At 70.4% G+C, this 22242-nt stretch carries 29 protein-coding genes; 13 read left to right on the top strand and 16 right to left on the bottom strand.

The window, feature by feature from the left end:
* Window positions 1-146 precede the first annotated feature (146 nt).
* Window positions 147-554 carry a hypothetical protein gene (locus Ae717Ps2_RS33920; protein WP_075313148.1) on the bottom strand — a complete coding sequence of 136 codons (408 nt, stop codon included), beginning with the start codon at window positions 552-554 and terminating at the stop codon, window positions 147-149.
* 798 nt (window positions 555-1352) lie between these two features.
* Between Ae717Ps2_RS33920 and Ae717Ps2_RS33915 the strand changes: the two genes are divergently transcribed.
* The 5 genes from Ae717Ps2_RS33915 (at window position 1353) to Ae717Ps2_RS37845 (ending at window position 2825) form a co-directional block, all read left to right on the top strand.
* Window positions 1353-1634 (top strand): hypothetical protein, encoded by a 282-nt coding sequence (locus Ae717Ps2_RS33915; RefSeq protein WP_075334896.1) that lies wholly within the window; start codon window positions 1353-1355, stop codon window positions 1632-1634.
* Window positions 1631-1984, top strand: coding sequence for a hypothetical protein (locus Ae717Ps2_RS33910; RefSeq protein WP_075313146.1), 354 nt, complete (start codon window positions 1631-1633; stop codon window positions 1982-1984). The genes Ae717Ps2_RS33915 and Ae717Ps2_RS33910 overlap by 4 nt, the downstream gene beginning before the upstream one ends.
* A gap of 64 nt (window positions 1985-2048) precedes the next feature.
* Window positions 2049-2246, top strand: coding sequence for a type II toxin-antitoxin system HicA family toxin (locus Ae717Ps2_RS33905; RefSeq protein ID WP_139319111.1), 198 nt, complete (start codon window positions 2049-2051; stop codon window positions 2244-2246).
* Complete coding sequence (locus Ae717Ps2_RS33900; RefSeq protein WP_075313145.1) at window positions 2243-2626, top strand: hypothetical protein; 384 nt, start codon at window positions 2243-2245, stop codon at window positions 2624-2626. Before Ae717Ps2_RS33905 ends, Ae717Ps2_RS33900 begins: the two co-directional genes overlap by 4 nt.
* A gap of 22 nt (window positions 2627-2648) precedes the next feature.
* Complete coding sequence (locus Ae717Ps2_RS37845; RefSeq protein ID WP_158071633.1) at window positions 2649-2825, top strand: hypothetical protein; 177 nt, start codon at window positions 2649-2651, stop codon at window positions 2823-2825.
* A 100-nt stretch (window positions 2826-2925) separates the two neighbouring features.
* On the opposite strand, the gene Ae717Ps2_RS33895 is transcribed toward Ae717Ps2_RS37845, so the two are convergent.
* On the bottom strand, window positions 2926-3198 hold the full coding sequence (locus Ae717Ps2_RS33895; protein ID WP_075313143.1) for a hypothetical protein: 273 nt from the start codon (window positions 3196-3198) through the stop codon (window positions 2926-2928).
* A 161-nt stretch (window positions 3199-3359) separates the two neighbouring features.
* Between Ae717Ps2_RS33895 and Ae717Ps2_RS33890 the strand changes: the two genes are divergently transcribed.
* The gene (locus tag Ae717Ps2_RS33890; RefSeq protein ID WP_233147891.1) at window positions 3360-4376 is read left to right on the top strand and encodes an IS481 family transposase; all 1017 of its coding nucleotides are present in this window, start codon (window positions 3360-3362) and stop codon (window positions 4374-4376) included.
* Here the strand turns inward: Ae717Ps2_RS33890 and Ae717Ps2_RS33885 are convergent.
* From Ae717Ps2_RS33885 to Ae717Ps2_RS33840, 10 genes are all read right to left on the bottom strand, one after another.
* Window positions 4341-5225 (bottom strand): IS3 family transposase, encoded by an 885-nt coding sequence (locus Ae717Ps2_RS33885; protein ID WP_075333032.1) that lies wholly within the window; start codon window positions 5223-5225, stop codon window positions 4341-4343. The genes Ae717Ps2_RS33890 and Ae717Ps2_RS33885 overlap by 36 nt on opposite strands.
* Window positions 5222-5509 carry a transposase gene (locus Ae717Ps2_RS38640; protein WP_075333031.1) on the bottom strand — a complete coding sequence of 96 codons (288 nt, stop codon included), beginning with the start codon at window positions 5507-5509 and terminating at the stop codon, window positions 5222-5224. The genes Ae717Ps2_RS33885 and Ae717Ps2_RS38640 overlap by 4 nt, the downstream gene beginning before the upstream one ends.
* A 190-nt stretch (window positions 5510-5699) precedes the next feature.
* Window positions 5700-6698, bottom strand: coding sequence for a hypothetical protein (locus Ae717Ps2_RS33875; RefSeq protein WP_075313131.1), 999 nt, complete (start codon window positions 6696-6698; stop codon window positions 5700-5702).
* A 559-nt stretch (window positions 6699-7257) separates the two neighbouring features.
* Window positions 7258-7716 (bottom strand): hypothetical protein, encoded by a 459-nt coding sequence (locus tag Ae717Ps2_RS33870; protein WP_139320279.1) that lies wholly within the window; start codon window positions 7714-7716, stop codon window positions 7258-7260.
* A gap of 91 nt (window positions 7717-7807) precedes the next feature.
* A complete protein-coding gene (locus tag Ae717Ps2_RS33865) occupies window positions 7808-8845 on the bottom strand; it encodes a zeta toxin family protein (protein WP_075313127.1) in 1038 nt (345 codons plus the stop codon).
* Window positions 8842-9162 carry a hypothetical protein gene (locus tag Ae717Ps2_RS33860; RefSeq protein WP_075313125.1) on the bottom strand — a complete coding sequence of 107 codons (321 nt, stop codon included), beginning with the start codon at window positions 9160-9162 and terminating at the stop codon, window positions 8842-8844. The genes Ae717Ps2_RS33865 and Ae717Ps2_RS33860 overlap by 4 nt, the downstream gene beginning before the upstream one ends.
* 68 nt (window positions 9163-9230) lie before the next feature.
* Window positions 9231-10550 (bottom strand): lipopolysaccharide biosynthesis protein, encoded by a 1320-nt coding sequence (locus tag Ae717Ps2_RS33855; protein ID WP_075313123.1) that lies wholly within the window; start codon window positions 10548-10550, stop codon window positions 9231-9233.
* A gap of 241 nt (window positions 10551-10791) precedes the next feature.
* Window positions 10792-11478, bottom strand: coding sequence for a DUF4352 domain-containing protein (locus tag Ae717Ps2_RS33850; protein WP_075313121.1), 687 nt, complete (start codon window positions 11476-11478; stop codon window positions 10792-10794).
* A gap of 104 nt (window positions 11479-11582) precedes the next feature.
* Window positions 11583-12098, bottom strand: coding sequence for a hypothetical protein (locus Ae717Ps2_RS33845; protein ID WP_075334895.1), 516 nt, complete (start codon window positions 12096-12098; stop codon window positions 11583-11585).
* A gap of 213 nt (window positions 12099-12311) precedes the next feature.
* Window positions 12312-12590 (bottom strand): hypothetical protein, encoded by a 279-nt coding sequence (locus tag Ae717Ps2_RS33840; protein WP_075313117.1) that lies wholly within the window; start codon window positions 12588-12590, stop codon window positions 12312-12314.
* 195 nt (window positions 12591-12785) lie between these two features.
* Here Ae717Ps2_RS33840 and Ae717Ps2_RS33835 point away from each other — a divergent pair, with 195 nt between their 5' ends.
* The 3 genes from Ae717Ps2_RS33835 (at window position 12786) to Ae717Ps2_RS33825 (ending at window position 14616) form a co-directional block, all read left to right on the top strand.
* Window positions 12786-13130 (top strand): type II toxin-antitoxin system Phd/YefM family antitoxin, encoded by a 345-nt coding sequence (locus tag Ae717Ps2_RS33835; protein ID WP_075313115.1) that lies wholly within the window; start codon window positions 12786-12788, stop codon window positions 13128-13130.
* The gene (locus Ae717Ps2_RS33830) at window positions 13127-13744 is read left to right on the top strand and encodes a Fic family protein (RefSeq protein WP_075334894.1); all 618 of its coding nucleotides are present in this window, start codon (window positions 13127-13129) and stop codon (window positions 13742-13744) included. The genes Ae717Ps2_RS33835 and Ae717Ps2_RS33830 overlap by 4 nt, the downstream gene beginning before the upstream one ends.
* A 458-nt stretch (window positions 13745-14202) precedes the next feature.
* Entirely contained in the window at window positions 14203-14616 is a 414-nt protein-coding gene (locus Ae717Ps2_RS33825; protein ID WP_075334924.1) for an Lsr2 family protein, read from the top strand.
* 155 nt (window positions 14617-14771) lie between these two features.
* Here Ae717Ps2_RS33825 and Ae717Ps2_RS33820 read toward each other — a convergent pair whose 3' ends face one another.
* Together Ae717Ps2_RS33820 and Ae717Ps2_RS33815 are read right to left on the bottom strand one after the other, a co-directional pair.
* Window positions 14772-15482: a class I SAM-dependent methyltransferase gene (locus tag Ae717Ps2_RS33820; protein WP_075334893.1), complete on the bottom strand. Its 711-nt coding sequence runs from the start codon at window positions 15480-15482 to the stop codon at window positions 14772-14774.
* Between the two features lie 37 nt (window positions 15483-15519).
* Complete coding sequence (locus Ae717Ps2_RS33815) at window positions 15520-16242, bottom strand: hypothetical protein (RefSeq protein ID WP_083702742.1); 723 nt, start codon at window positions 16240-16242, stop codon at window positions 15520-15522.
* A gap of 191 nt (window positions 16243-16433) precedes the next feature.
* Between Ae717Ps2_RS33815 and Ae717Ps2_RS33810 the strand changes: the two genes are divergently transcribed.
* From Ae717Ps2_RS33810 to Ae717Ps2_RS33795, 4 genes are read left to right on the top strand one after another with little or no spacing between them, the layout of a single operon-like run.
* Complete coding sequence (locus Ae717Ps2_RS33810; protein WP_075334891.1) at window positions 16434-17252, top strand: SDR family oxidoreductase; 819 nt, start codon at window positions 16434-16436, stop codon at window positions 17250-17252.
* Between the two features lie 34 nt (window positions 17253-17286).
* Window positions 17287-18747, top strand: coding sequence for an MFS transporter (locus Ae717Ps2_RS33805; protein ID WP_075334890.1), 1461 nt, complete (start codon window positions 17287-17289; stop codon window positions 18745-18747).
* Entirely contained in the window at window positions 18744-19346 is a 603-nt protein-coding gene (locus Ae717Ps2_RS33800) for an ester cyclase (protein WP_233147890.1), read from the top strand. Before Ae717Ps2_RS33805 ends, Ae717Ps2_RS33800 begins: the two co-directional genes overlap by 4 nt.
* Window positions 19347-19385: 39 nt before the next feature.
* Window positions 19386-19838, top strand: coding sequence for a nitroreductase/quinone reductase family protein (locus tag Ae717Ps2_RS33795; protein WP_075334889.1), 453 nt, complete (start codon window positions 19386-19388; stop codon window positions 19836-19838).
* Between the two features lie 63 nt (window positions 19839-19901).
* On the opposite strand, the gene Ae717Ps2_RS33790 is transcribed toward Ae717Ps2_RS33795, so the two are convergent.
* Together Ae717Ps2_RS33790 and Ae717Ps2_RS33785 are read right to left on the bottom strand one after the other, a co-directional pair.
* Window positions 19902-20897 carry an NAD(P)-dependent oxidoreductase gene (locus Ae717Ps2_RS33790; protein ID WP_075334888.1) on the bottom strand — a complete coding sequence of 332 codons (996 nt, stop codon included), beginning with the start codon at window positions 20895-20897 and terminating at the stop codon, window positions 19902-19904.
* Window positions 20894-22237 carry an acetyl/propionyl/methylcrotonyl-CoA carboxylase subunit alpha gene (locus Ae717Ps2_RS33785; protein ID WP_369804897.1) on the bottom strand — a complete coding sequence of 448 codons (1344 nt, stop codon included), beginning with the start codon at window positions 22235-22237 and terminating at the stop codon, window positions 20894-20896. Before Ae717Ps2_RS33785 ends, Ae717Ps2_RS33790 begins: the two co-directional genes overlap by 4 nt.
* Window positions 22238-22242: the final 5 nt, after the last annotated feature.

The raw sequence follows: 22242 nt of genomic DNA, 5'->3' as shown, positions 1-22242 counted from the left end.
TCCCCACCCGGACCAGCGGGCGAGAGTGGCCTGCTCCTCCGCGTTCGCCGGCCGCTGCGCCCGTTCTACGTGGCGCAGCGCACGCAGCGCGGCCAGGTTCGCCTCGATCCGCGCTCGTTCGCCGGAGGGAGCGAGGTCGTCCTGCGTCAGTGGTCGGAACCGCGGCGCAGCGTCTCCTGCGCCTGCCGCTCCTCCTGGACGATCTGCTGGTACTCCGGATCCTCGGGACTCACGACGAGCGGCAGCGTCGAGCTCGTCGCCGGCGCCGCGGTCGGCTCTTCCGGGTCGATCTCCGACTCCGGGGCCAGACGAACCCGTTCCTGCAGCACGATCACCTCGGCGCGCATCCGCGCCCCTCTCATGCGACCGACCCTGTCGAGGTAGCTCTCCTGCTCCGGATCCGGGCCCTCCAGCTCCAGGGCCAGCGAGTCGATCTCCTTCGACACCTCCTCGCCCAGGTCCTGGAAGAACTGGGTCGGGTTCGGGATTGCTCGGTACCGGTCCGGCAGCCACCGGGCCCAGTACTGATGGGCCATCGCTCCGTAGTCCGTCATCTCGCGCCTCGCTGCTGTGGCTCGCCGCCGCTGTCCCCGGTTCGTCGGTCGAGGGTACGGCTTCCGGGAGTTGTGTCGTTGGACCGTCGACGGCTGGACTTTGCGCTTCGTCGCCGCCCTCTGAGGCGCCCGACAGAAGGTCGTCAAAGGAAAGCTGATTCTCTGGGTCGCTTCGTCGGCTGCGGCGGGCCATCACAGCACCCCGATAGTGTCGGAAAACAATGCCGCAATGACACGCGCCGAACTACCGCGAAAACCGCGCTCAGGATCTGCGAAGACGCACTTCCATCGTGCGCGACACCACCCTCGCAGTCGTGTCTGCAACTCCATAACCCCAGGTTACGCGGTCCGAAGACTGGATTCCACAGATTACTCCGTCTTTTATACTGGATCGCCCTTTGTGACCCCCACTGAACCAGTAACTCGTCGAGCCGCTGCCGCGAGCCGCCGTCCGCGCTATCTGAAACACTGAGAACAATCAACCAAAAATTCGGTCGCTAACCGTCCGTACACCACGCCCGTATCGCGGATTAATTATCCGAACCGCAGGACTGAGCGGTTCGGAAAGTTCGATTCTGACGACCCCAGGGCTGGTGCAGAGGACGTGTCCGGCGGGGCGTGCGGCGGGCCCGAGCCGGAGAGTTCGGCCGCACTGGGACGCAAGGTCACGCGCAGCGCCGGGAGCGCCCGCGGTGGACGCCCCCGGCTGTGCGGTTCGGCGCGAGGCTCGACCGTGCACCGCACCCTGGCCGGACGCCCGGTGGCGGCGTCGCTACTCGCTGAGCCACGATCGGGGGCGTGGACCTGACGCCTCTCCAGCGGAACACGCTGCACCGCCTCGTCGACGGCGGGCAGGGCCCGGAGTCGCAGCCGCGGACGGCGCTGCGGTGGCTGCGCCGGTACGGACTCGTGGACGCGGACGGCTTCCCCACCGACGAGGGGTGGGCGTACCTCGCGGAGCTGCACCGGCAGCGGCGTCGGCGGATGGATGAGCACGAGGCGGAGCACCGGCGGCGGCAGGCTGACCCGCTGTCGGGGATGCGGGACGCGATCCGGCGGTGGAAGGCCGGCGAGCGGTGACCGCTGACGGGCCGTCCGCGGAGGAGCTGACCGACGCGGCGGTGGCGCGGATCCAGGCGGTGTGCGACGCGGAGCGGATGCGGTACGAGGAGGTCGTCGCCCGCGACCCGTCGGTGAAGGCTGCGATGGAGGGCCGGTACGCCGATGAGCTGGGGGCGTGTGTGCACGCGGTGCGGGACGCCTACCTGGCGGAGGGGATCTCCCGGGAGCGCGCGGCGCAGGCGTCCGAGTCGTGGCTGATGATCAAGTCCGGGGTGCGCGGGGACCTCGCGTTCGCCGACGAGATCCTCGCGGACTTCGCGTCCGGGAAGCTCCGGCGCGGCGGGTCGGGGCTCGGCGCGCAGCCGTAGTTGTCCACCCGGGGTGGACAGCCCTGTACGCGGGGGGCGTACACTCGGTGGTGTGGTCCCGTCCATGAAGCTCCGCGACGTCGAGCGGGCCCTCCTAGCTCACGACTGCCGCGTGCTGTCCGAGGCTGGACCGCACACCAAGTGGGGCTGCCCCTGCGGCGCCCACACCACGCCGGTCCCCCGGCACCGCACCATCTCGCCCGGGGTGGTGCGCAGCATCGGCAAGCGCATGGCGTGCCTGCCGGAAGGGTGGTTGCAGTGAGGTACTTCGTGACCGCGCGCCGGTGGGAGCGCGGATGGGAACTCCACATCGCCGACGAGCACGGCGCCGAGGTCGGGGTGACGCAGTCCCGCACCCTGGGCGGGGCGGAGGCGATGGTGCGGGACTATCTCGCGCTCGACGACCGCGACGCAGCCGCGCCGGTCGAGATCCGGCCGGTGTTCGACTCCGCGGTGCAGGAGCGCATCACCGCGTCCCGTGCCCGGACGCGGGCCGCGCAGCTGGAGCAGGAGGCCGCGGCGAAGGAGTCCCGCGCCGCTGTCGCGCTGCTCGACGACCTCGGGCTGTCCGGGACGGAGATCGCCCGCGTCCTGCAGCTGTCCCGCTCCCGGGTGTCGGACCTGCGAAAGGCGTCCCGGTGACGGGGGGGAGAGGATGGCCGGCGTGAGTGATGAGACCGCGCCGCAAGATGTCCCGACCGTGCGGACCGGGGCGGCCGCGCTGGGCGACCGGCTCGCGATGCACTTCGAGGCCGGGCGGGTTCGCCTCGACGGTGTCCGGGTGACCGATCTGGACACCCCGGCGCCGGAGGGCACTCGGATCGTCATCGCCGGGAGCTGACGACGTCCGTCCCGGTTACACCCCGGGACGGCCGCACGGCCCGCCCCCGTTAGTGCCGGGGGCGGGCCGTCGTCGTCTGGGGCGGCGCGGTCGGTCGTGGTCAGTACCGCAGGTTGTAGAGCGACCAGCTGGTCTCCTGGCTCTGGGTCGGGTTCCCGTTGGAGATGCAGCGGTACTCAGAGGTGTCGGGCCTGCCCCGGTAGGCAGCGATCGCCTCCTCGCACGCACCCCTGTTCGCGTAGGTCGCGACGTAGCTCCAGGTTGGGGACTGGGCAGGGGCAATGGGAGCTGCGGCGGCGACCCCGGCACCGACCGACGTCAGCGTGGCGACCCCGAGTGCGAGGCCGATCATCGTGGACCTGAGAACCCGCATGGTCCTACTCCTCCTGCTTGGTGATCTTGGACCTGACGAAGGTTAGGTGTGATGTGCAGGGAGGTTGTACTGCCCGGGATCGGTGATTCTGTCTGACAGACGAAGGCCTCCGGTTGTGAAGTGGAGCTGTCGAGGAACCGCTTCACCCACCGGAGGCCTTCGTGTCCCACGCTAACGCCGCCCTGACCCCGCGCGCCCGGCTGCGGCTCGCTCAACTCGTCGTCGATCACGGCTGGACCCACACCGCCGCGGCGAAGATGTTCATGGTCTCTCCACGGACAGCGTCGAAATGGTCCGACCGCTACCGGGCCGAGGGGCCGGCCGGGATGGTCGACCGCAGCTCACGGCCGCAGCTCTCGCCGAGCAGGACCAGTGCTCGTGTGGTTCGGCAGATCGTGGGTCTGCGCTGGCGGCACCGGCTGGGCCCGGTCCAGATCGCCGGGCGGCTCGGTATGGCCGCCTCGACCGTGCACGCGGTCCTGGTGCGCTGCCGGATCAACCGGCTCTCCCACATCGACCGGGTCACCGGCGAACCGCTGCGCCGCTACGAGCACCCCCATCCCGGCTCGCTGATCCACGTCGACGTCACCAAGTTCGCCAACATCCCCGACGGCGGGGGCTGGCGTTACCTGGGAAGACAGCAAGGCCTCCGCAACCAGGCGGCCACCGCACGACGCACCGGTCAACGAGGCAAGTACTACCGCCCGGCGATCGGGACCGCCTACGTCCACACCGTGATCGATGACCACTCCCGCACCGCCTACGCCGAGATCTGCGCCGATGAGAAGGCGGCCACCGCGATCGGTGTCCTCGAACGCGCCGTGGCCTGGTTCGCCGAACGCGGCGTCACCGTCGAGCGGGTCCTGTCCGACAACGGTTCGGCTTACAAGTCCTACGCCTGGCGTGACGCCTGCGCCGAGCTGGGCATCACTCACAAGCGAACCCGCCCCTACCGCCCGCAGACCAACGGCAAGATCGAAAGGTTCCATCGGACCCTGGCCGACGGCTGGGCTTACGCCCGACTCCATGAGTCGACCCGCCAACGCAACGACGCCCTACCCGGCTGGATGCACTTCTACAATCATCACCGCGCTCACTCCGCCATCGGCGGCTGGAGTGTTCCCGATTTCTTTGACGCCGGTTTAGGCTGCCAAGTCGGTTATTTTCCTGAATCCTAGCTCGTATTCGGTGGGTGTCAAGTATCCGAGGGTGGAGTGCCGTCTGCGACGGTTGTAGTAGCTCTCGATCCACGCGAATGTCTGCTGTCGGACCTCGGTGACGTCGTTCCATGGCCGGGTGTGGATGAGTTCTTTCTTGTAGCTGGCGAAGAACGACTCGGCGACGGCGTTGTCGAAGCAGGTGGCGCGTCGGCCCATCGATCGGGCCACATTGTTGGCGGCGCAGAAGTCGGTGAACTCCCGGCTCGTGTATTGCGTCCCGCGGTCGCTGTGCATGATCACTCCGGCTGGTGGGCGGCGGGTGAGCAGGGCGGCGGCGAGGGCCTCGATGATCAGGTTGGTGCGCAGGTGGTCGGCCACGGCGTAGCCGACGACCTTGCGGGAGTGCAGGTCGATCACGGTGGCGAGGTAGGCCCAGCCGTCGACCGTCTGGATGTAGGTGATGTCGCCGCACCAGCGGGTGTCGGGAGCCTCGGCGGTGAAGTCACGCCCGATCAGGTCCGGGGCGTCGATCGGGCGTAGACCTGCGACGGTCGTCTTGCGCCAGGTGTGAGGGTGGCGGCCTTGCAGGCCGGCGGCGCGCATGAGCCGCCAGACCCGCTTGCGGGCGGTCCGGTGGCCGCGAGCGACCAGCTCGGCCCACACCCGGCGCACGCCGGGGTCACCGCGCAGGTCGTGGTGGATCTCTCGGATCGTGTCGGTGAGCTCGGCGTCGGTGCGTTCCCGCTGGCTGGGTCCGGTCTTGAGCCACCGGTAGTAGCCCTGTCGGGCCACGCCGAGCTGGGCGCACATGAACGTGACCGGATACTCGCCCTCGGTTGCCCAGTCCGCGATCGCCGCGTATTTCACGGCTGTTCTTTCGCGAACCAGGTCGCTACTTTTTTTGCGAAGTCCCGCTCCATTCGCAGGGTCGTGTTCTCCTTGCGGAGCCGTTCCAGCTCGGCCCGCTCCGGTTCGGACAGGTCCGTGTCCGGGACCTGCCCGGATTCGCGTGCTTTCTTCACCCACTTGCCTAACGTCATCTCGTGGACGCCGATACTCTTCGCTACCTCGGCGATTGTTCGGCCGGAATCGAGGACAAGACTGACGGCCTGGTCCTTATACTCCTGGGTGAAATGGCGGCGTGTCGCCACGCGATCCCCTCCGCTGCGATCAGCGGCAGTCTACGACCGGTGTCTACAAGATCGGGAACGGTCCAGGCCAGCCACCGGTCACCAGGCTGACTAACCTCCCTGGACATCACAGTTAGGAGCGCTCGTTCGGGACCCCTCCCGAGCTCTGCTCGGGGCTGGAGGGTCCTGCTGTGGTCGGAGCGCGGCCAGCTCATCGGGTTCGTCTGGTCCTCGTCCCGGACCGGTGCGGGTTTCGGTGGGTATGGCTCGACGGGAGGTCGCGGGCCTCGCGCAGCTCGCGGAGGTGCTCGCTGAGCGCTTCCCTGGCGGCCATCCGCGCCCCTTGTCCCGCCGGCCGGTCCCGCAGAACCGGCGACAGCGGCGCAGGAGGGGTGGGCCCGCTGCCGGTGCTCGCGCGCATCCGGCCGATCTGTACGGCGCGGATCTCGCCGAGGCGTCCCTGCCAGGGGCGCAGGCGGGCGCCGATGACCCGCAGGGGGTCCCGGGCGCCGGTGGTGACTGGTCCACGCGGTCGGTCGGGGTGGTCGGGGTGGTGTTCGAGCGCGTGGCGCAGTCCGGCGACGGTCGCGCCGGCCTCCCACCACGGCTTGAGCAGCGACCGGGCACGCCAGATGTCGATCGTGCCCCGTTGTCGGCCTCCTAGGCCGAGAAGCATGAGCAGGGTGAGGGTGGCCTGGTTTCTGGCACCGGGGGTGTCGGGGACGTCGTAGGGGTGCCACTTGCCCGCTTGGGTGGTCACTGACCGTCCGCCGCCCGACAAGGGCTTAAGACTCACGTGAGAAGTGGGGAGGTCGCCACTTTTATCCACAGTGGTTTGAGCTGGGTGTTCGTGTGTGTGGTCGGTCGGGGTGGTGAGCTGGGGGAGGGGGCTGTGGGTGACCAGGGCGTAGGTCGGTGTGCGGCCGGTATCGGTGCCGAGGAACTCGGCGCTGGCCCCGGCTTCGACGACGACGAGCAGGCCGCGGTCGCGGGCCCAGGCCAGGACGCGGGACACGGTGCGGGCGGCGCGGCCGCCGGCGGCGCCGAGGCGGTCGGTGGTGAGCCCGGTGATCAGGCCGGTGTCCCAGTCCATGTGGCAGACCAGGCGGCGCAGGATCGCCGACCAGCTGGCGCGCTTGTCCGAGCGCCACTCCTCGTCGTCGACGAGGCGGGCGATGTAGTCGAGGGCCTCGGGCTGGGAGGTCAGCACCCGCCACTCGCGGTCGATGAAGTTGCGCCACCCGGGATGCGGAGTGAACCCGCGGGCGTGTCGGGCGCGAGCGCGGGTGACACCGCGGACGCGCGCCCTGGCGGTGGGAGGCAGGGCGCGGCTCGGGCGCCCGGGCCCGCTGGTCGGGCCTGACGTCGGGCGGGCGGCGCGGCCGCGAGGGGTGCGTCGGGCCTCGGTGGCGTAGCGGATGCCGAAGTCGCCGGCGGGTGGTTGCGCGCCGAGGGGGAGCTGATGGATCAGGCAGAGGTCGGAGGTGGGGCCGGAGGCCAGGGTGAACGCGCCGTGCTCGTAGCAGCGGATGCAGAACCCGGTCTCCGCCGCTGGTGAGCGGCGGTTTTCCGGGCACGACGAATTCGCCCCGTGTCTGTGGTGGTTGGCTCCCGGCCCAGGATGTATCCTGGACACGCGAAAGCGCCCCTTCTTCGCAGGTGGGGTAACGGCCCCGGTTCGCCGGGGCTACGGCATCAGGCGGGTGTAGGACCGGCTGACGCGAGAACGATCCGAGGCGGTCTCCTGGCAGGGAGGCCGCCTCGTTCTTCTAGGAGGCCTTGGTCAGAGGCTGCTCCGGGCGGTTGTACTGAACCGGGATCTGGCCCGGAATCTCGTTGCGGTAGCGCAGGCCCAGGTGGATCAGTGAGCCGGCGACGAGCGAGATGCTGCGGTCGCGTTCCCGGGCGATCTCGCGGACGACCTGGTCGTCGGTGAGAGGGATCCGGGCGGTGAAGTCTGTCGACTCGCTGGTGGGGACACGAAGAGGCAACTCGTCTGGGAGCTCGTCAACGTGCTGGAGCCCGATGTTGATGAGCTTCGCGGCAGTCTCGGAGACGTACCAGCCGAGGTTGGTGGCCAGCGTCTTGAGCGCAAGATCGTCGGCCAGCAGTACCCGTGGAAGAACCACTGCACGCGGGCCCTTCGACGGGCGCCCTGTTGGTCTTCTCGCCATGGCGATGATCCTGCCCGGTTTTCTGAAACCAGGACAGCGCGACACGCCCGCCATCTTTCAGAAATCCGCCGGAACGGCACCACATCAGGAACAGTGCCTGGCTCCTGGGGTGAGTCGCGAGGCCAGCGGCGGTAGCAACGCCCCGTCAGCGCGGACGCAGACGTCGCTGCTGCAGCCGGGTTTGCTCGTCGCTGGGCACCGTTCGTTGCTGCAGCTGCGTCACAGCGGCTGCCGGGTGCTCCATCTCCGGTGCCTGTCCACGCCGGCGCGCCGCGTCCCAGAGCCGGTATCTCGCCTGAGAGTCCTCGGTGGTTGCGAGCACCGTCTGCGCGAGCCGGTCGACATCCCGAAGCCACGGCTGCAGGTCCTCAGGCAGCGTTACTCGCAGGCGGTCTTGGACCCTCTGGAAGTTGCGGACCTCGTCTGCGCTGAGCGGCCGGTTGCGCTCAGCTTCAAGCGCTTCCGCGAACTGTGGAGGACCGGCCCACTCGCCTGTGCTGGCGAGGCGGTTGATGTACGCGGGGCCGGTTGTGTCGACCGTGCGCCGGTAGACCGCGACCAGGTCGGCCGCGCCGGATTCGTCGATCGCCGCGGCGACGTCGGCGATGCCGCGGTAGCTGCGCTCTGCGTTCGCGGGGACGGTCAGTCGTCCGGAGCCTCGGTCGTTGACCTGCTCCTGATAGCGGTGCAGGACGCCCTGCTGGCTCTGGCTCTCGTGGACGCCCAGAGCAATGACGGCAACCTGGTAGCCGGCGGCGCGGTAGTCGCGCAGGGTCCGCATGGACTCGGCAGGATCCTGCGCGGTCTCGTGGAAGATCGCGTGCAGCCGGCTCTCGCGCACGTAGTCCTGGGCTTTGCCCATCCAGGCTCGACCGTCGGCCCGGGTTGCGGCCGCCATCAGCTGATCGTCGGTCTTCATCAGGTGGGCGTACTGCGGGTGGAACGGCTTGTAGAGGTCGCTGTCGATTTCGACAGCACCACCGTCCGAGCGCAGGGCGTCGCGGATCTCGCCGGCGAACTTCGACTTCCCGGCACCCGGCTGAGCCATCAGCACGACCACGACCGGCCGGTCCTGACGCTGGTAGCCCGACAAGCGGGTCGGCCCGATCAGATCGCGGAAGATGCGCTCGTTGTCCGCCTCGCTGAGCCGATAGCGAGCGACGTCATCGCTACCGGAGCTCACCCCAGTTCGTCTCGCAGTTCGGCGAGGCGACGGCTGTAGCTGCCACGGACTGCTGCGAGCTCCCCGGGGTACTTCGGTGACAGAACGCGCTGCTGGTGCGCGCAGTCAGCGATGCGCGCCCGCAGGTCCTCGATCCGCTCGCGGTCGGGCGCCGGCTTCGTGCCTTCTCGCTCGAGCAGCGCGACGTAGCAGGCGAGGACCTCGTTGATCGCTTCCTGCGCGGCCTCGTAGCTGACCGCAGTGTCGCTGTTCCACTGCTGCGGCGGGAGGTCGGCAACCACGTCTTCCGGGGTGGTCGCCGTTCTCGAACTCACCATGGGCGGTCCTTCCCTCGCGGACCTCCAGTATATCTGCCGCACCTGTCATCCAAGGGCCACGCGAATGGTCACCCTGGGGCCCGGGAAGAGGACCGGGCCGAGGTGCGGTTGTGTGCCCGCCGGTCGGTGATCGTCAGGACAGCAGCGAAGGCGGCCTGGACGACGACGTAGCCGAGGACGAAGGGCAGCATGACCAGCGCGGGGTGTGTCGTTGCCGGGTCGGGCAGCGGGGTGAGCGAGGCGATGGCCACCACCAGGCCGCAGTTGAGCAGTGACAGGCGGGCGTAGCCGGTGCCGTCGCCGTCGGCCTGGCGTCGTGCGAGCTCGAAGACCACGACGAGCCGGAACAGCACTCCGACCATGAGCGCGGCGATGATCGGTGCGCCGACGGTGTAGCCGGGTCCGAGTACCCGTAGTACCGGCCAGCCCAGGGCCGCGCCCAGGGCGAGGAGGGGGACGAACAGCACCAGCATGCGGCGTCGTGTGCTGCGGGCGAGTTCGACGGCGCGGTGGGGCTCGCGTGCGGTCTGCACGGCGAGCGAGTTGGTGAAGAACACCGCGGCGGTGTCGATGACGACGGTGGCCTGCCAGGCGATGAAGAACACCGCGCCCATGGCGTTGCCCATCCGGAAGTTCGCCAGCAGCGGGATCTGGTTGTAGAGCAGTACCGCCCCGAGCTGGGCCACCGCGGTCGGGGCGAGGAACCCGGCCATCGTGGCCCGGCTGGGCAGGACACCGGGCCCGCCCGCGGCGGCGAATCTGCGGACCAGGAACCACAGCACGATCGTGCCGACCCCGATCCACACCACGACCGGGATCACCCAGGACAGCACCATGCCCTGCGATGCCAGGCCTGCCCCGAGCACTGCGAGCAGGCCGATCCGGGCCACGGCGAAGGTCCCGCTGCGCCAGACCGCCAGCCAGGGCCGGCCCGCGGCGACCATGACGAAGTCGTGCACGACGAACACGCCCCACCCGGCACAGCCCAGCACCAGCAGCAACAGGCCGAGCCCGAAGGGGCCCTCGCCGGCGGCGACCTGCGCCACCCGTGGGACGAGCAGCCCGTAGACCAGACCGGCCAGCCCGGACAACGGCATGATCAGCAACAGGCTGCCGAACACCAGCCGCACGGACTTGCGGCCCGCCCCGGGCAGCCACCTCATGATGCCGATGCCCAGGTTGAGCTGAGCCGCGCCGCCGATCAGCTGCATGGCCGAGACGAACTCCGTCGCCCGCCCGACCTGGTCCTGGGGCATCACCCACGCCGCGATCAGGAACCCCAGAAGGCCGGCGACGGAGTTGAACACCGAGGTGAGCGTCAGGGCCAGCGAGTCCCCCAGCTCACGGCGCCCCTGGCTGGTCGAAGAGACGGAGGTGGACGGAGGCATCGCCGCGACGCTACGGCAGCCCCACGCGAGCCCCTCGGGATCCGCCTGAGCCTGGAGATCTGGTCTCGCGGCGACGTCGAGACCCGTCGTCGAACAGCGCAGCCGGCTCGATGGCGGCGGGGCCTGCCGCGGAGATGACGAGGCCCCCGCCGCAGGGTTGCTGCAGCGGGGGCCTCGGTTGCGCGCCGTGTCGTTGTGCGTGACTACCCCGGCTTTCGGCGCGCAGCTCGGGGGAGGGAGGTCAGTTCGTCCAGGTGATCGGGTCGGAGAAGCTGAACGAGGGTGCGTACTTCACCGCGTTGACGTCGGTGGTCTGCTGGTCGCCGCAGATCATCCCCGAGGTGGTGCCGCCCGGGGCGAGCTGACCGGAGTTCAGCGCCTTCGCCCCGGCGTTGAACGGGATCGACGCGGACGCCTCGACCCCGGCCGGGGTGGTGAACTTCCAGTCGAACGGGTTGAACGACGCCGGGCTGGACCCGTTGTTCTTGTAGGTGACCGTCGAGCACGCCTGCGTCATGCCGAACTCGGTGACCTGCTCCGGAGCGGACGCCGAGATGACCAGGTCCCCGGAGGTGGCCTCCTGCCCGAACTTCACCGACTGGTCCCCGCTCGCGGGGGCACCGGCGGCGGCAGGGGCAGCGTTCGCATCTCCCGAGGCGGTGGCCGGGGCCTGCTCGTCGCCGCCACCGCCGGTGGCGATCGCGATGACGACGATCGCGACCAGGATCCCGAGGGTCACCTTGAGCCCGGTGCGCTTCTTCTTCGGCGCGGGCGGCGGGATCTGCGGGGCCTGGTTGTACTGCGGGTACTGGCCCTGCGGGGGCGGGTAGCCCTGCGGCGGGTACTGGCCGCCCTGCTGGGGCGGGTACTGGCCGTAGTAGGGCTGCTGCTGGGGGTGGCCCTGGTAGGGGCTCTGCGGCGTAGTCACGTACCGCTTATCGGCCGCGTCACCCTGTCATTAGCGCTCGGACCTGCGGATCATCAAGGTTGTTGAACTGCTCTTTACCCAGGCAACCCGCGGGGTTCACCTGTTCACCAGTAGGCGTAGTCGGCGATCCACCGCCGGGTTCGGACGACGGGACCGGAGTCGGAGCCGGTCCAGGGGCGAACGGCGAGATCGGTGGCGTCCACGAGGAACTCCCGCTCGTGGTGGAGGTATCCCAGGGCTCGACTCGGTTCCACTACCGCGACCCACACCCGTCCTAAGCCGATCTCAGCGGGCACCTGCCGATGCTCGGCAAACCATCGGGCGATGGCCGGATTCGTGGTCCACGACATGCCCTGCCGCCGCTGAGGGACCGCCCCCCGGAACAGTCGGTGGCGCCGCCTCGGCCGCCGACCGGGCCTGCGCCCCTCCCGACCCCAACAGAAGTACCCAGCATGCTCGACCATGGCCTGCCAGGCCACGGGGCCGTGCAAGGGATCGCGATCAGAACGGAACCGCCAGATCGGCGGAAGCTCGACCGCCATCTCCGCCGGGGTAACGTCACCGGCGCAGAAGCGTTGGTAGAGGTTGATGGCGGCCGCGTCCCACTGGCTGACGCTCATGTCCGCCTCCTTCCGTCAACTGACGAAGAATTACTGACCAGCCCCGCCAAACCGTTCGCCCGAATTGCGCCGATCGGCCGCGAACCAGCCGGAACCGCCGCACGTCGTCAGAGTCATGCACCCGCTCCCCACCCGCGCCCACCGGGCCGCCAGCATCGCCGGTGTCCTCGCCGCCGTCGCACTGCTCACAGCGTGCCAGGAAGCGCAGGCCAGTCAGCCGCCGCGGCCGACGCTCCCGCCGCTACCCACCATGTCCTTGCCGCCCCCGCCGACCGTGCCCGGCACCCGGCCGAACACCGGCAACATCGTGCTGACCTGCACCCAGATCGCGTCGTCGAAGCAGTACCTCTGCACCCAGACCGGGACCGCCCCGGCACCGGTGACTCCACCGTCGACCGTGCCGCCGCCGGCATCCTCGCCGCCAGCCTCACCGACGGCTCCGAGGCCGACCGACGAGGGCAGCCCCGAGCCGACCACCCCGCCCCCGGCCACAGAGCCTCTCCCTACGACGCCCAGGCCGGCTGCTCCCGTCCCGACGACGCCGGATACGGGCAGCGTCGAGCCGACCACGGCAAGGTCCGTCGGCTGACAGCAGAGCGAGCCCGCCTGCGGCTCAGCCCCCGTGACCAGTAATCCACGACCAAGCATCGTCCGGTCGAGCTCCGTCTCGCGTACTCGAGTGTGTGCATGTTCGGGTACGCTAGCGGGGTGTGGGTGCCCGAGGTGTTGTCGTTTCGTGAGTTCCGTACGGCGTTGGCGGCGACGTTGAAGCGGGTGCAGGAGCCCGAGGCCGAGCCGGTGTTCGTCGGTGCTCATCGCAAGCCCGAGGCGGTGGTGATGTCGGTGGCCCGCTACGAACAGCTCATCGGGGCCGCGCAGCGACGCGCCGATGTCGACGAGGCCCTCGCATCGGTCCGCGCCGAGGGCCTGGAGCCCAGCGCGGAGGGCCTGGCTCTGCTCGACGGTGTCGCCGCCGGCTCGGTCAGCACCGGCGAGGCTCGTGAGCGTGTCCTGGCTCGATACCGCCGTTGACCGGCCCGGACCCCTACCTCGACCTCGACACCGGCGTTCTGCGGAACCGGCTGGGGATCACCGATCCGGCCGAGCTCGCCCAGGCCGAGGCCGAGCTCACCGCGCTACGCCTGATCGAGCTGCGCCAGCAGCCGCTACCCGGGCGCTACGACCTGGACCACCTACAGGACTTCCACCACCACATCTTCAGCGACCTCTACGACTGGGCCGGGCAGCTGCGCACCGTGTCCATCGGCAAGGGACAGCTGTTCTGCCTCCCTCAACACCTCGAGACCTTCGCCGCCGACATCTTCGGTCGGCTCCACTCCGAGCAGGTCCTGCGCGGGCGTGACCTTGACGGCTTCGTCACCGGCCTGGCCGAGCTGCTGGGCGACATCAACGCCCTGCACCCGTTCCGGGAGGGCAACGGGCGCACCCAGCGGGCGTTCCTGGCCCAGCTCGCCCACGACGCCGGCTACGAGCTGCGCTGGACCACGATGGACCCCGCCGAGAACAACCGAGCGTCCGCGCTCTCGCTGGCCGGCGACACCACCGCCCTGCACACCATGCTCGTCCGCCTCATCCGGCCACTCCGTCAGCTACCCCAGTCACGGCCGGCATCCACCGACAGCTGAGCAGCGCATACGCCTCGACCTCGGCCCGATTCTCGAGGGGCGTACCGCTTGTGCCGGGTCGGCAACGCGTTCTTGTCGGTTTCCGCTGCGCCTGGCTTAGAGGGCTGAAGAATTGTCGGTCCCTTATCGCACACTGAGTCCGTTCCCCGGTGCTGTGCGAGAGGACCGTGATGCAGGACCCCGTCATCGTGGCAGGAACCGCCCTGTCCCGTCAGCTTCAGTCAGCGTTCCGCAACGCACGTGACGCCCGCCGGAGCGAATGGGTCGAGCGAGAGAACGAGACCCTGACCGCCCTGCGGATCCTGGCCACCTATCTTGCCTACCACCCGGGAAGCGCCACCGCCCGGGCCATCACGACAACGCTGACCAGCAGTATCGCGAACACGGGGGAGGACATGCCTCCTGTAGCGCATCCACTACCCTCAGCGCGATACTTCAATACAGCAGAGGGTGACACAGTGGCACGAATTGAAACGGTACAGCTGGTCGACGACCTCGACGGCGCGGCCGCTGATGAGACCGTCGCTTTCGCTCTCGACGGGAAGCTGTTCGAGATCGACCTCAATGCGACCAACGCGGCGACGTTCCGGGACAAGCTCGCCCCGTTCGTGTCCGCCGCGCGAACTGCAGGAGGCAGCCGGCGCGCACGACGTCGCGACGCGGCTGCGGCAGCAGGCTCGACAGAGGCTCGGCGCCACAACCAGGCGGTGCGCGTGTGGGCGCGGGCGAATGGCTATTCCGTCTCCGAGCGGGGCCGCATCCCCGCCGAGGTCGTCGAGGCATACCGCGAACACGGCTCGGGCACCTCGACGTCCGCACCGGAGAAGGCCGCGCCGACGACGCGGCCACAGACCGCCCAGTTCAGCGGATAGTCCCGCACAGGTCTATATCGGCGGTGCTCGGCCGAGGAGCCGCAACACCGTGGAGCGGTCTGCCTCCGCGTGTCTGTCGCTCATCCAGCACGCTGCACCGCTCCGCGGACGCGTGATCGCGAGCATCCCTGGCTTGTCCGACGGCTCCCAGAGCCTCAGCTCCGCACACCTACGAACAGGCCACGCCCGGTCGGCCCGCCTGGTACGTAGCGCACCGAGCATCCGGCGTCGGCCAGCGCTTCGCGGTAGGCCTGCTCCGGCCACAGGCTGAGGATCTCGATCTCGGTGAAGTCGGAGATGCCGGTCTCGTCGGCGACGACGAACCGCAACTCCATGCGGGTCTTACCGTCGACCAGCGTGGAGTGGGAGACCCGGGTGATGGTTCGGTCCGGGCCGCGACTGAGGTCACCGGCCACGTAACCGTCGATGAATCGCTCGGGGAACCACCAGGGCTCGATCACGAGCACACCGCCGGGCACCAGGTGCCCGGCCATCGTCGCGACGGCAGCACGCATGTCGGCGACCGTGTCGAGGTAGCCGATCGAGCAGAACATGCAGGTCACGGCGTCGAAGCGGCGATCGAGGCGGAAGGAGCGCATATCCCCGCGGTGCAGCGGGACCCCCGGGACTCGCTCGGCAGCCAGCGCGATCATCGGTTCCGCGATCTCGACGCCCTCGCAGTGCTCGACGAGCCGGCGGAACTGTTCGAGGTGGATCCCGGTCCCGCAGGCGACGTCGAGCAGGCTGGTGATCTCGGGGCGCTCGGCGGTGATTTCCGCGACGACATCGAGGGCCTCCTGCTCCCAATCCTTGCCGCGGCTACGGTAGATCGTCTCGTAGACGTCTGCGTGGTTGTCGGTGAACATCGGTACCTCCGGTCTCGGTGACGGCGGGGCGAGTGGGTCAGTCGGTCGCGGACACCGGCTCGCCGATCAGGAGCAGGACCGGTGGCGCCGCGCCGCCCGGCGCGATCCGCTCGGTCCACCAGCGGTAGTCGGGCGCGGACAGTCCCGCGGTCAGCGAGGCCAGGTCGGCGCCGTCATAGGTACGCAGGGCTGAGACCAGCCCGTCCCACGTCACCACGAGCGGTAGTACCCCGAGGACGGTGCAGAGCAGCCGCAGAGGGGTCGGGTTTCGCAGGACGTGGCCGACGACCAGCATCGGCGCGAGCAGCGTCGCCAGCAGCGATGGCCACCGGCGTTCGGAGGACTCGGCGACGCACAGCGGTGCACGTCGGGTGAACGCGTCGGCGAGCACGGCCCGGGCCACGTCCGGCGGGAAGTGATGGAAGGCGGTGAAGACGGTGCGGATGCCGTCCTGCCCCTCGGGGACCGCGGTGGCATCGACCGGGTCGGGGTGCACGTGGGTGCGGCCATCACCGATGCGATCGCAGGCGCCCTGCAGCGCGCGACGGTTAGGGAAGCGGTCGGTGAACACCAGCTCGACCGGACCTGCGTCCTGCTGCAGCTCGGGCTTGAGGTGCTCCCACGGGCCCGACGCGCCGGAGCACAGGTCAATGACCCGCCGCTGGCCGGTCCGCCGCACCAAACCTGCCAGCACCGGCGTGACCGGCGCATAGAAGCGGTGCCGCAGGACGAGCGCTTCCTGGAGGAACTCGGTGGTCATGTCCCGTAGCCGGCTTGGGAACCACGACTGGTCCTCGAACTCGAACAGGTGTAGTCGGGGTACGACGGAGCGCATGGGCATCCCTTTCACCGGCCGGCCTCGTCGCCGACGCTCGCAGCGCGCACTCGAGGCGCTGTCCAGGGCAAATAGACTTCTCTCGGGAAGTATCTTCTCGTGGTAGCGTAAATAGCATGAGTTCCGCACCGATCTTGGTCACCGGCGCGACCGGGGACGTCGGCAGGCGCGTGGTCACCCGCCTGTTACGTCTCGGGCATCCGGTCCGTGCCCTGGTCCGGGGCTCGGACGACTCCGGGCTACCGGCGGACGTCGAGATCCGGCGCGGGGACCTGAACGACCGCGACGCCGTCCGGACCGCGGCGGAGGGCACCGCCGCGGTCTACCTGTTCCCGGTTCCCGAGGCGGTGGACCGGGCAGCCGACGGGCTCGCCGATGCCGGCGCGCCACGGGTCGTCGTACTCTCCTCACTGCTCGCCGGCGCGGACGGCGACGTCGCTACCGGGCCGCTGCACCGGCGTTGCGAGGATGCGCTGCACGCCCGCTCATTGTCGGTCACCGCGATCCGCCCCGGCGCGTTCATGGACAACGACCTGGCCTGGGCCGGGCTGCTCGCCCGGTTCGGGGAGCTGCCGCTGGCCTGGCCGGACGTCGCCGTCGCCCCGGTCCACACTGACGACGTCGCCGCCACCGTGACCGACGCCCTCGTCGCGGTCGGAGCCCCACCGGTGGTCGAGCTGACCGGCCCGGACCTGCTCAGCCCGGTCGATCGTGCCGCGATCCTGGCGCGGGCCGCAGGCCGGCCGATCCCGGTCGCGGCGACCGGACCCGACCGGGCCCGCGAGGCGCTGGCCGAGGTGCTCCCCGCAGACGTCGCGCAGGTCGTCGTCGAGGCCACCGGCTGGACCGCGGAGCACGGCCAGGTCCTGCGCCCCCGCACCCGGCCGACCGGCTACCGGCAGTGGGCCGTCGAACGGGCTCCGGAATTCGTCTGACATCCGGCCGAACGCGACTCGGGAGAACCGTCCCATGACCGATCTCCGATCTGCCGGCCCGGCGAAGCCAGACCCGCGTCGCCGGACTGCCGCTGCCTTCGTTCTGGTCGCCGTGGCGATGGACATCCTGGATACGACCATCGTGATCGTCGCCCTCCCGGACATGGAACGTGACCTGGGCGCCGGCAGCACCGTCCTGCAATGGATCACCGCCGCCTACACGCTGACCTTCGCACTCACCCTGATCACGGCCGGGCGGATCGGCGATCGCATCGGTCGGCGGCTGGCCGTCCAGATCGGCATTCTCGGCTTCGTCGTCACCTCGGCGGTCTGCGCACTCGCTCCGACCGCCGAGATCCTGGTCGCGGGCCGGGTCGCTCAGGCGTTGGCAGGGTCGCTGATCCTCACCCAGGCACTCGCGATCTTCCAGGTCGAGTTCCCGGAGGCCGAGCGCCCCGGCGTGCTCGGCGTCTTCGGAGCGGTACTGGGCTCGGCCGCGGTGCTGGGCCCGATCCTCGGCGGTGTGCTGGTCGCCGCCGACATCGGCGGTCTGGGCTGGCGCACCATCTTCTGGATCAACCTACCGATCGGTCTCGTGGCGTTCCTCGGCGTTCGGCGCTATCTGCGCGAGTCACGCGCCGCTCGGCCACCCGCCCTCGATCCGAGCGGGCTGGCGCTGCTCACACTCGCGCTGTTCGCCCTGCTCCTGCCCCTGGTGCAGGGCCGCGAGCTCGGGTGGCCGTGGTGGGGCTTCGCCATGGTCGCCGCCGGGTTCGTCCTGCTGGTCGTGTTCGCCCGTTCGCAGGTCCGCCGGGAACGGGCCGGTGCGGTGCCCTTGGTGCTACCCCGGCTGTGGCGGGAACGCTCGTTCGTCGGAGGCCTCGGGATCGTGCTGACGTTCCTCGCGGCGTTCATGAGTATGTTCTTCGTCCTGAACTACTACCTGCAGGTCGGGCTGGGGTTCGGCCCGCTCGGCGCCGGGCTGACACTCGTGCCCAGTGCCGTGTCGACCGTCGTGTTCTCGCTGCTGTCGACGCCGTTGCTACGCCGGTTCGGGACCCGGGTCCTCACCGTCGGCGCACTGGTTGGAGCGGTCGGTCTGCTGCTGCTCACCGCGACCGTTCAGCTCGCCGACGACGGGTTGCGGGCGTGGTGGCTAGCCCCTGCATTGCTGCTCGTCGGGTCCGGGATGGGCCTGGTGACAGCGCCGGTCATCGACGTCGTCCTGACCCGCGTGCCGGCCGACGACGCCGGTGCCGCGTCCGGGGTGCTCAACACCGCCGAGCAGCTTGGCGCGGCGCTCGGTGTCGCCGCAGTCGGCACCGTGTTCTTCGGCTCCGTCGGAGCGGCCGGGCCGGGTGGGCAGACCGAGCTGGCCGACGCGCTCGGCGCGGCGCTCTGGGTCAACATCGGACTCATGCTGCTCAGCGCGGCGCTCTCGCTGCTGCTGCCGCGCCGGATCCGGCGCCGTTCGGCCGAGGAGGCCCCCGTATGACCGACCTGAACCCGCGACCGGAGATGCCCGGCCGAGAGGCCGACCACAGGCACGGCACCGAGATCGCGCAGGCCCAGTCGATCCTGGACGTCATGAGGGACGGAGACGAGGCCACGTTCGCCGGCATCGTGCACCCGCGCGGGACGAACCTGGAAGCGGCGCTGGAGCCACTTGCCTGCCGGGTCCCCGGACCGGCCGGGTTCCACGCGACCGCGATGCTGCTGCGGCACGCGTTCTCCGGCCTGGACTGGACCACGCACGCCGCGGTGGCCAGGGACGACACGCTCGTCGCCCACGCCACCATGTCCGGGCGACACACCGGGGTGCTCTACGACTACGACCGCGCGGGCCAGGTGGTCGGCGCGTTCCCACCGACCGGCCGGACCTTCTCCACCACCCAGACCCACTGGTTCCGGTTCCTCGACGACCTGATCATCGAGCACTGGGCCAACCGCGACGACCTCCGGACCGCGACCCAGCTCGGCTGGTTGCCGCCCCGTCCGGTCTACCTGGCGCGAATGCTGCTGGCAACCCGCCGCGCGCAGCGGGCACAGCGGGGCGGCGAAGAACCCGTGTTGCACAGCACGCCCGCCCGATAACCCGACCCGACACCCGACCTCTCCCAGAAGGTGGGCACGATGACTGCACGCACGCACCTGCGTGGACTCCCGCGCTGGCTCAAGCCGCTGAACAAGCTTTTCGTCCAGCTCCAGCGCCGAGGGCTCGGGGTCAGCGGGCTCGCCGTCCTCACGATCCCCGGTCGCCGCAGCGGTAACCCGGTGTCCACGCCGGTGACGCCGATGAGCGTCGACGGCGCGACGTACCTGGTGGGCTTCCCCGGTACGAACTGGGTGGCCAACGCCCGTGCCAATCCCGGTAGCGCCCGGCTGGCACGCGGACGGCGCGACGACGCCGTCACGATGGTCGAGATCCCGGTCGGGGAGCGGGCACCGATCCTGCGCGAGTTCCCCCGTCAGGTCCCGGTCGGTACGCGGATGATGATCCGGGCCGGCCACGTCGCGAACGGGACGCCGGAGGAGTTCGTCGCCATCGCCGACCGCTGCGCGGTGTTCCGGGTCGACCCCCGCTGACCGACACCGTACGGAAACGGCCCCGCTCGATCGGGCGGGGCCGTTCCGGCACGTTCAGAGTGCTCAGCGCACCGCGATGCGAGCCTCGACCTCGTGCTCGACGGTGGCGCGCAGACCATCATCAAGGCCGACCCTGGGCGCCCATCCTGTGGCCCGGCGGAACGCCGCCGAGTCGACCTCGATGCTCCGCAGGTCCTCGGCGGTCGCGAACTCCGGCGCCGGGACCCGCTGGACCGGGACCGGCCGGGTCCGCGTGACCGTCGCGACCACCGCGGCGATCTGGGCGAACAGCTCTCCCAGCTCGACCGGGGAGTCCCCACCGACCGGCCAGGCCCGGCCCGATGCGACCACGTTCAGACCGCGGACGACGGCGGTCGCCGCGTCCCGCACGTGCAGCAGGTCCCGCGTGATGCGGCCGTCGTTCCACAGGGTCAACGGTTCCCCGTCCAGCGCCAGCCGCACCATCGCCGCCACCACACCGCCGCCTGCCGGGCAGCCGTCCGCGGCAGGCGGGCCGTAGAGCGTGGGGAGCCGCAGCGCGACCGCACGGATGTGGCCCGCCCGGCCTGCGTCGCGCAGCAGCCGCTCAGCCCGGCACTTCCTGCGGTCGTAGCCGGTCTCCGGCCGGTCTATCTCGGAACCGTCCACCCTGGCGTTGGATCGGGTGCCCACCTGGGTCACCGACCCGCTCCACACCACCGGCACCGGCACCGGGCAGCGTCGCTCGGCCAACGCCGCCAGCACCGCGACGAGCGTCGGGTCGGCGGGGACGTCCCGTGCGGCGGGGCCCTCTGCGGTACGCCAGCCGCGTCCCCCGGTGTGGTCGATGTCGGCGACCAGGTGGATCACTGCCGACGCGCCGGTGACGACCGCGGCTGCCGCACCCGGCTCGGTCAGGTCGGCCCTCACCACCTCGATCCCGGACCCCGGCGGCACCAGCGCCGGGCGGCGGGCGACGGCGCGGACCTCCCGGTGCCCCGCCGCGAGCAGAGCGCGCAGCACGTGCGAGCCGAGGTACCCGGACGCCCCGAGTACGACGACCGGGCCGCTGGCGCTCACCGCATGCCGGCCGGGACCGGCCGCGAGTCCAGCGTGGCGGTGGTGTGCCGGGCCGCCCGGAAGTCGGGGTCGTCCAGGATCCCGCGCAAGAAACCGACCGTCGTGCACAAGCCCGGCCCGGTCACCACCGTCTCGTCCAGCGCGCGGAGCATTCTGCGGCGAGCCGACTCGCGGTCGGGACCCCAGGTCACGATCTTGGCCAGGAGCGAGTCGTAGTGGGGCCCGATCTCGTCGCCCGCTCCTACGTGCGAGTCGACCCGGGTGAAGGGGCCACCGGGCAGCATGAGCCGATCGATCCGGCCCGGTGTCGGTGCGAAGGCCCGATCCGGGTCCTCGGCGTTGATCCGGCACTCGATGGCCGCCCCGGACGGGGCGGTGACCGGGCCGGGTCCCCGCTCGCCCGCGGCTATGAGCAGTTGCTGCTGGACGAGGTCCAGCGCGGTGGTCATCTCGGTGACCGGGTGCTCCACCTGGAGCCTGCTGTTCACCTCGATGAACGAGAACTCCCCGCCGTCGGTGAGCAGGAACTCCGCGGTTCCGGCCCCGCGGAATCCCACCGCGCGCATTCCCGCGGTCGCCGCTGCCGCGATCCGCTCGCCCAGCTCGGCCGGGAGTCCCGGCACCGGCGCCTCCTCGACCAGCTTCTGGTGGCGCCGCTGGATGGAGCAGTCCCGGCCGCCAACGGCGGTCACCTCGCCGTGGTCGTCCGCGAGCACCTGGATCTCCACGTGCCGGGCGCCGGTCACGTAGCGCTCCAGATAGACGGCGGGGTCGCCGAAGACGGCGCGCGCCTGCGCCGAGGTCCGCCGGACAGCGGGAGCCAGATCCTCGACCCGGTGCACCACAGTCATCCCCCGGCCGCCGCCACCGGCGACCGCTTTCACGATCAGCGGCAGGCCGACCCGGTTCAGCACCGCGCCGGCCTCCTCCGGCCCGGTCACCGCGCCCTCGCTGCCGGCCAGAACGGGCACCCCGGCCGCGGCCATCAGCGCCTTGGCCCTGGCCTTGTCACCGAGCGCGGCCATGACCTCCGGCGGCGGTCCGACGAAGGTGAGGCCGTTGCGGGCGCAGATCTCGGCGAAGTCGGGATCCTCGGAGAGGAAGCCGTACCCGGGATGCACGGCGTCGGCTCCGGTGTTGCGGGCCGCCTCGACCAGCGCGGGAGCGAGCATGTAGCTGTGCCGGGCAGGAGCAGGCCCGATGCACACCACGTCGTCGGCGAGCCGGGCGGCGGCCGGGTCCGGATCTCCGGTCGAGTGCACCACGACACATCCGAGTCCCAGTTCGCGACACGCCCTCGCCACCCGCAGCGCGATCTCGCCTCGGTTGGCGACCAGCACCTTCC

This window comes from Pseudonocardia sp. Ae717_Ps2 (assembly GCF_001932475.1).
Classification (GTDB): Bacteria; Actinomycetota; Actinomycetes; order Mycobacteriales; family Pseudonocardiaceae; genus Pseudonocardia.
This window is presented reverse-complemented; position numbering and strand designations above follow the sequence as displayed.

Excerpts from the sequence above, each read along its gene's own strand:
- Ae717Ps2_RS33920 (WP_075313148.1), bottom strand. The coding sequence starts at position 554 with ATGACGGACTACGGAGCGATGGCCCATCAGTACTGGGCCCGGTGGCTG.
- Ae717Ps2_RS33905 (WP_139319111.1), top strand. The coding sequence starts at position 2,049 with ATGAAGCTCCGCGACGTCGAGCGGGCCCTCCTAGCTCACGACTGCCGC.
- Ae717Ps2_RS33895 (WP_075313143.1), bottom strand. The coding sequence starts at position 3,198 with ATGCGGGTTCTCAGGTCCACGATGATCGGCCTCGCACTCGGGGTCGCC.
- Ae717Ps2_RS33870 (WP_139320279.1), bottom strand. The coding sequence starts at position 7,716 with ATGGCGGGCGTGTCGCGCTGTCCTGGTTTCAGAAAACCGGGCAGGATC.
- Ae717Ps2_RS33860 (WP_075313125.1), bottom strand. The coding sequence starts at position 9,162 with ATGGTGAGTTCGAGAACGGCGACCACCCCGGAAGACGTGGTTGCCGAC.
- Ae717Ps2_RS33855 (WP_075313123.1), bottom strand. The coding sequence starts at position 10,550 with ATGCCTCCGTCCACCTCCGTCTCTTCGACCAGCCAGGGGCGCCGTGAG.
- Ae717Ps2_RS33845 (WP_075334895.1), bottom strand. The coding sequence starts at position 12,098 with ATGAGCGTCAGCCAGTGGGACGCGGCCGCCATCAACCTCTACCAACGC.
- Ae717Ps2_RS33835 (WP_075313115.1), top strand. The coding sequence starts at position 12,786 with ATGTTCGGGTACGCTAGCGGGGTGTGGGTGCCCGAGGTGTTGTCGTTT.
- Ae717Ps2_RS33820 (WP_075334893.1), bottom strand. The coding sequence starts at position 15,482 with ATGTTCACCGACAACCACGCAGACGTCTACGAGACGATCTACCGTAGC.
- Ae717Ps2_RS33815 (WP_083702742.1), bottom strand. The coding sequence starts at position 16,242 with ATGACCACCGAGTTCCTCCAGGAAGCGCTCGTCCTGCGGCACCGCTTC.
- Ae717Ps2_RS33810 (WP_075334891.1), top strand. The coding sequence starts at position 16,434 with ATGAGTTCCGCACCGATCTTGGTCACCGGCGCGACCGGGGACGTCGGC.
- Ae717Ps2_RS33805 (WP_075334890.1), top strand. The coding sequence starts at position 17,287 with ATGACCGATCTCCGATCTGCCGGCCCGGCGAAGCCAGACCCGCGTCGC.
- Ae717Ps2_RS33800 (WP_233147890.1), top strand. The coding sequence starts at position 18,744 with ATGACCGACCTGAACCCGCGACCGGAGATGCCCGGCCGAGAGGCCGAC.
- Ae717Ps2_RS33795 (WP_075334889.1), top strand. The coding sequence starts at position 19,386 with ATGACTGCACGCACGCACCTGCGTGGACTCCCGCGCTGGCTCAAGCCG.